Raw genomic sequence first — 5781 nt, forward strand, 5'->3', positions numbered from 1 at the left:
CCTGTGCTGAGCAAAATGAAGGCTTAGCGTACACGACGCGTGTGAATTGTGCTGAGACGACAATAACGCTTTGTGCTGACATATCTTGTTATTACAAGATTAAAAAGTCACTCGGTTTAGCCAGTTTCAAATGTCACCTGAAGTGACATGGACATGGGCGGAAGTTATGTTCTGAAGGGAGAGGTGATAAAAGGTAAAATATCTGGCCTGCGGTAGTAGACCAGATATTTTAGTTTGAGTGGGAGTCGTTACTCTACACAGTAATCAATTCTGCAATTTTTGTTGCGACAACTGCCAGCGTATCTTCTCCCGTGTCCAGACCGCTTCGGGATGCGAGCAAGGGACTGACATTGCGGAGAGCTTCATACGTTGTGTTATGAACGATCGGTACGAGTTGGTTCCCGGCCAGTAAAGCTGAAAGCTCTTTATCAGCAACGCCTTCTTTGGGCAGTCGGTTTAATAGCGCTGGAGTCACTAATACCAGACCGATTCGAGAATTTGCTAATCCTTTATCGATGGCACGCATCATAGGAACGCCAAGAGCAAGATCCTTTTCGCTAAACCATACTTTGACGCCTGCAGCCTCGAGCAAATCGTGTAGCTCTTTGGCTACGCCTTGTCGATCATCCCAAGCGTGGCAAAGGAATACATCACGCAAATCCGGCTTCTCTGCGACAAGCTTCTCTACCGTTTGGCGAATCGGTGTGAGAGATTGTACTTGGGCGGTTGTGTAGGAAACGGAAGATCCCGATTTTGACCAGCGAGGCTTTGTACCGCTGCTGGAACCACCGCTACTGCTTCCACGACTTCCGCCAGCGCTGCCTGACGAGGAGTAGGACGGATAACTATCATAACTGTAGCTGCTGCGGCGATAACCACTGCGATTGCGACAGGCTGGACAGGCAGCAGCGGCGGCTGCTGAGCTATGTCCACGTACAGGAGCCGTACATCTGGCCATGTTCTGTTTTCCCCTTAATATTCTGGAATATATCTGCTGTGATAGTAAAACCAGATAAGTAATGGGGATTATTGGTTGCAAACTCAACTGCCATGTTTTCAAAAGCTTGTACTTCATCACACTGCCACAGCTGAACTATCCAAAAAAAAGAGCAGGGGGCTAGCGTTTCAGGCTGGCCCTGAATTCATCCGGGTTTACCAGGACCGGATTAATTGCCCTGAGTTGCTCCTGAACTCTGGCCTGAGCCCGTCGTTTTGGCATCTTTTTGCTCCTGTCACGCTTGCCATCGCGTTCGAGTTCATCCATTTTGCTTTGCGCCAGCTTCAGTACAGCCCCAAGACGTTTGTTATCAACAATTTGCCCCTGGTCGAGACATTCCAGTTTGTCGAACACCTGATATTTGAGTGAACGGTAACCGTATTTGAATGCCAGCGTGCCGTCAGGATAGTCGTAGACAGTTATTTTCTCGCCAGCGATGCGAGTATTTTCTTCAGTAGGTTCAACCAGATATATCATTTTGTCATAGCGGAATGTCAGCGTTTTAGACAGCTTACGCAGTTCCTGCCAAGCAAAGATATCATCCAGCTCTTCGTTGCTTTCAGACACCGGGCGGTGCAGATCTTTGGGGTATTTTGCTGGTCTTGCGAAGCGACGATTGAAGTCAGCGATGAAGGTATCCAGCCAGGCGTTGGCGGCTTCAATACTGCAGATTCCCTCGAGACGCATCTCTTTGATAAGCCGATCCTGAAGTGTCTGATTTGCTCGCTCCACACGGCCTTTAGCCTGTGGACTGTTGGCACAAATCAACTCGATCCCAAGTTCAGAAAGTACACGGCCAAACTGGGTGACTCCGGTCGTAGTGGATCCTCCATTATTGACCCTGAAAATGCCGTGCTTATCGCTGTAGAACGCAAGGGGCTTGCCGTGTTGCTCGAGATACTCGCGAGTGGCCATCATGTAATCAAAAGCTGATTCAGTCTCACCAAAACGGAGGTGCATCAGGCGGCCAGTCGCGTCATCAATAAAGACGAGCAGGCAGCATTTCGGTGCACGGCCTTCAAACCAGTCGTGCGGGGAACCATCAATCTGAACAAGTTCTCCGAGGCAGTCACGCCGATATCTGGGTTGATGAACGCGGGGCCTGCGACGTGAATAAGGAACCCAGAGTCCATCCGCTGTCATCCATTTTCTGAGCGTTTCAACAGATACTGTGATGTTGTGGCGTTCGCGTAATTTTTCTGCGGCCAGTGTTGGTCCAAAGTCGCTGTAATGATCGTGAAGTAACGAAAGAACTCGCAGCTTCAGTGACTCAGGAAGCCTGTGATTACCAGGGCGTCCACGCCGAAGGTTTACCAATCCTGCGGCACCAGACTCACGAAAGCGGTTCATTAACCGCTGTGTCTGACGTTCGGTCAAAGCAAGCTGATGAGCAGCATCACGACGGCGCATACGTTTTTCAACAACTGATTGAATGACGTTGATCCGACTGATTTCTTTATCTGACATGGTCACAAGCATCCTGATGTCTCCATGGCCTGAGGATTGGATCCTTTATGCCAGAAAAAGTGACATCACTAAATGGGTTAAAAGTGACATTAGAATATGGGAGCTACATATCTTGTCAAGGCTCAATTGAAATGTCCGTTATCCAGCTCAATTAAAATGACCACTTTGATCTCTCATTCTCTTTACTGATAGACTTTCCTCCGACTGAAACAACAGGATGATTGAGCCCATGCTTCGATACGAGTTAACGCCGAACAATGCAGGTTTTATACTGTGGGGAGATTCAGAAGCCCTGAATGAATTACATGAACTCATTCATTACATCGTGGATGAAAGCCCACTGATTAAAGTTAAAGACGGATTTATGTTATCCCTTGCCTATGATATTCGTAAAGCACGGGAAGGTAATCGTCGTGTTGAGCAACATCAGTATGATCAACATGATACATATAAGCTTTATGGTGTTGAGCTTTTATGGCCTCTGGTCCTGGTACAGTCCTCAATACTCAGAAACTCAATGGGTTATATTCAGACAGACAAAAACCAGCTGTCTGTCATGTATGCCTTTGAATACCTGATAGAATCAGCATTAACAGAGTCTGAGAGAACAACGTCGAATGATATTATGCTAACAGTAAAATATGCATCAGACTCTGATTTTAATTTCATTGAGGATAATATTGACAGCAGGTGCTGCTATTTTATCAGCCTATCTCCGGAGCAAAGAAAAAAGCAGTTAATCAGTATTGTTCGTTCTTTTCATTCATTATGGGGTAAGTATGCCCGTGAAAAGCAGGACATAAAGATGCTGAACGAAATGAATAATACATCATGGGTCTGGCCGGACAATATCAACTGGTGAGCAACCACTGTCCGGCCAGTGAGTACCATCAGCGGGCTCTTTTACCAAAAATGTCCTCTGAACGTGACTGAAGCTGTTTGAGTGCTTCGAGAATGTCATCATTATCCAGTGAGCGCTGGGATTTCTTCCCTTCCTGCTTTGGCCGTCGTCGGGAAGGGCCATCTCCAGCGGGAATTGACTGAGAGCGCGTGTTATCCCGCTTGCTCTGCACCAGACTGATAAACTCCAGGGTTCGGCCAAGACGCTTGTTATCGACAATCGCGCCCTGGTCGATTTCTGACAGTCGGTCGTAGGTAGAGTAGGGAAGTAGCGTACCGTTCAGGCGCAGCTCTTTTCTGCCATCAGGATAGTGATACACATCGATATATTTACCCATTGCACGGCGACTCAGTTCGCTGTCTTCAATCAGGTACAACATTTTATCATATTGTATCGTCAACGATTTTGAGACTTTACGTTTTTCACGAACAGTGAAAATAAGCCCCAGGTCCTCATCATGTTCTACAGCACGGTGTACGTCAAAATCATGTCGCGGTACTTTGCCAAAACGGCGGTTATAGTCAGCCATATAGGCCTCAGCGAAGTCATTTGCAGCCTCCATTGAACAAATGCCCTGTAACCGCAGCTCTTTGACCAGACGATCCTGTAAAGTGAGGTGAGCTCGTTCTACACGCCCTTTGGCGGGACTGGTTTCTGCACAGATAGTCTGGATGTTCAGTTCATGCATGGCTCGCCCAAACTGAGTATGCCCGTCTCCGCCTGTGGCGTGTTTATTGTTAACACGAAAAACACCGGCTTTATCGCTGTACAGTGCCAGCGGTTTACCATGCTTATCGATATAGCGCCGCGTGGCTTCGAAGTAAGAAAACGTGGACTCCGATTTAACAAACAACAGTTCCATCAGTTTGCTGGTTGCATCATCAACATAGACCAGCGCGGTGCAGGCCGGGCCACGGCCTTCAAACCAGTCGTGATCACAGCCATCTATTTGTATCAGCTCACCAGTACACGGACGCCGGTACCGTGGTTGAGGGATCCTTGCGGCACGTTGTTTACGGGGAACCCATAAGCCAGCCCGCACCATGATGCGCCGGACAGTTTCTTTGCCAAGAAACAGTCCGTGGAGTTCTTCGAGCTTTTCACGCGCCAGAGTCGGACCGAAATCAGCATAACGCGTCTTGATCAGTTCCAGAGCCTGATCTGCGAGCCCGGGTGGCAACTGGCGGTTACCACGCATGCCACATCGTCTGCTGGCCATACCAAGCGGTCCGCCTTCACGGTAACGGGCAAGAAGTCTGCGGCATTGCCTGTCGCTGATACCGAGGTGCTCGGCCGCACGGCGCGTTGTGATGCGACGTTCAATGACGTCCTGTATAATCTTGATCCGGTTGATCTCTTTCAAAGTAAACACTCCTGAGCTTTCTGCGCTCATGATATGCCTCCCGGTAGTTTAAACGGACCAGTGAAGCTTACCATAGCGCGGACATCTGAATTGAGCCACAGGCGGACATTACTATTGAGCCATTACATATCTAGTGCGCATAACAAAGATTATGTTAAATATTGAAATAAATAATATGATAATCAATATATTATGTCGGTATCAGTCACCTCCCCACTCCAGTAACTAGTCATGGAAGTTTAAGGAACAGAGTCCGCTCATAAGTTTGCGATGCCTTAAATCCATGGTGAGCATAGAAACCTTTGGCTTCTTCAGTAAGCGCGTGAACCATTATCGCACGAACGCCAATATTCTCAGCTACGCGATAACAGCGTAGAACCGCATCGTGAAGTAAATCGGCGCCAACCCCTTTTCCGTGCAATGAAACATCTACCGCCAGGCGAGCGAGTATAATCACCGGTATAGGATCTGGCATGTTACGCCGAAGACTGCCTGTCGCTTCCGTATGGTTAACGCTACCGGTGGCCAAAGAGTAAAAACCAGCTACTTGCTTCGTACCCGTCTTGCAAACAACGAAAGTTCGTGCAGCGCCAAGAGCTTGATTTTTTAAACCTCTCTGTTTTAACCATTCATCGAGTACCGTTTCCCCACTGACGAACTCTGCCAGTTGATGGGCGCTGGATAACGGCTCGGGCGCAGTTATACATCCCACTGAGGTTTCCTTGCCAGTAGTTTATTAATGGCAGGCTCATCCTCGACTGGTGCATCGAGCATATCGATGAACTCTGCATACTGTTCGTCGTTAAAATTGAAAACACGACGATCAAGGATCACGTTCTCCGCAGCCTTGCAGGCCATCTCAAGAATGAAGTCGGTTCGCGATTTATGAAGGATTTCTGCAGCGGCATCGATGAGTGCCCTCTGAGACTCTTTAGCTCTTAGGTTGAGTTGAACATCTGATTTCATACACACCTCTCTTGTATAGCAATTGATATACAAGAATAACACAACACGAATGTATAGCAAATGATATACACATCAAAGTGCCAACAA

6 protein-coding genes are annotated in these 5781 nt (G+C 47.9%); 1 reads left to right on the plus strand and 5 read right to left on the minus strand.

Annotated elements, in window-relative coordinates; translation table 11 throughout:
* Positions 1 to 253: 253 nt before the first annotated feature.
* Positions 254 to 958: a toll/interleukin-1 receptor domain-containing protein gene (locus ACKLKD_RS27235; protein ID WP_031591821.1), complete on the minus strand. Its 705-nt coding sequence runs from the start codon at positions 956 to 958 to the stop codon at positions 254 to 256.
* A 159-nt stretch (positions 959 to 1117) separates the two neighbouring features.
* Positions 1118 to 2464 (minus strand): ISNCY family transposase, encoded by a 1347-nt coding sequence (locus ACKLKD_RS27240; protein WP_077251107.1) that lies wholly within the window; start codon positions 2462 to 2464, stop codon positions 1118 to 1120.
* 229 nt (positions 2465 to 2693) lie between these two features.
* Here ACKLKD_RS27240 and ACKLKD_RS27245 point away from each other — a divergent pair, with 229 nt between their 5' ends.
* Positions 2694 to 3326, plus strand: a complete 633-nt coding sequence (locus ACKLKD_RS27245) for a DUF6904 family protein (RefSeq protein ID WP_001567369.1) — start codon at positions 2694 to 2696, stop codon at positions 3324 to 3326.
* Positions 3327 to 3354: 28 nt separating this feature from the next.
* On the opposite strand, the gene ACKLKD_RS27250 is transcribed toward ACKLKD_RS27245, so the two are convergent.
* The 3 genes from ACKLKD_RS27250 to ACKLKD_RS27260 all read right to left on the minus strand — a co-directional run bounded on the left by ACKLKD_RS27250 (position 3355) and on the right by ACKLKD_RS27260 (position 5694).
* Entirely contained in the window at positions 3355 to 4758 is a 1404-nt protein-coding gene (locus tag ACKLKD_RS27250) for an ISNCY-like element ISKpn21 family transposase (protein ID WP_087806403.1), read from the minus strand.
* Between the two features lie 199 nt (positions 4759 to 4957).
* A complete protein-coding gene (locus ACKLKD_RS27255) occupies positions 4958 to 5440 on the minus strand; it encodes a GNAT family N-acetyltransferase (protein ID WP_004187044.1) in 483 nt (160 codons plus the stop codon).
* Positions 5428 to 5694 carry a DUF1778 domain-containing protein gene (locus ACKLKD_RS27260; RefSeq protein WP_003026799.1) on the minus strand — a complete coding sequence of 89 codons (267 nt, stop codon included), beginning with the start codon at positions 5692 to 5694 and terminating at the stop codon, positions 5428 to 5430. The genes ACKLKD_RS27255 and ACKLKD_RS27260 overlap by 13 nt, the downstream gene beginning before the upstream one ends.
* Positions 5695 to 5781 lie beyond the last annotated feature (87 nt).

This window comes from Klebsiella sp. 10982 (genome assembly GCF_048589245.1).
Lineage (GTDB): Bacteria > Pseudomonadota > Gammaproteobacteria > Enterobacterales > Enterobacteriaceae > Klebsiella > Klebsiella quasivariicola.

Bases quoted from the DNA above. Each gene is read 5' to 3' on its own strand.
- ACKLKD_RS27235 (WP_031591821.1), bottom strand. From the start codon at position 958: ATGGCCAGATGTACGGCTCCTGTACGTGGACATAGCTCAGCAGCCGCC.
- ACKLKD_RS27240 (WP_077251107.1), bottom strand. From the start codon at position 2,464: ATGTCAGATAAAGAAATCAGTCGGATCAACGTCATTCAATCAGTTGTT.
- ACKLKD_RS27245 (WP_001567369.1), top strand. From the start codon at position 2,694: ATGCTTCGATACGAGTTAACGCCGAACAATGCAGGTTTTATACTGTGG.
- ACKLKD_RS27250 (WP_087806403.1), bottom strand. From the start codon at position 4,758: ATGAGCGCAGAAAGCTCAGGAGTGTTTACTTTGAAAGAGATCAACCGG.
- ACKLKD_RS27260 (WP_003026799.1), bottom strand. From the start codon at position 5,694: ATGAAATCAGATGTTCAACTCAACCTAAGAGCTAAAGAGTCTCAGAGG.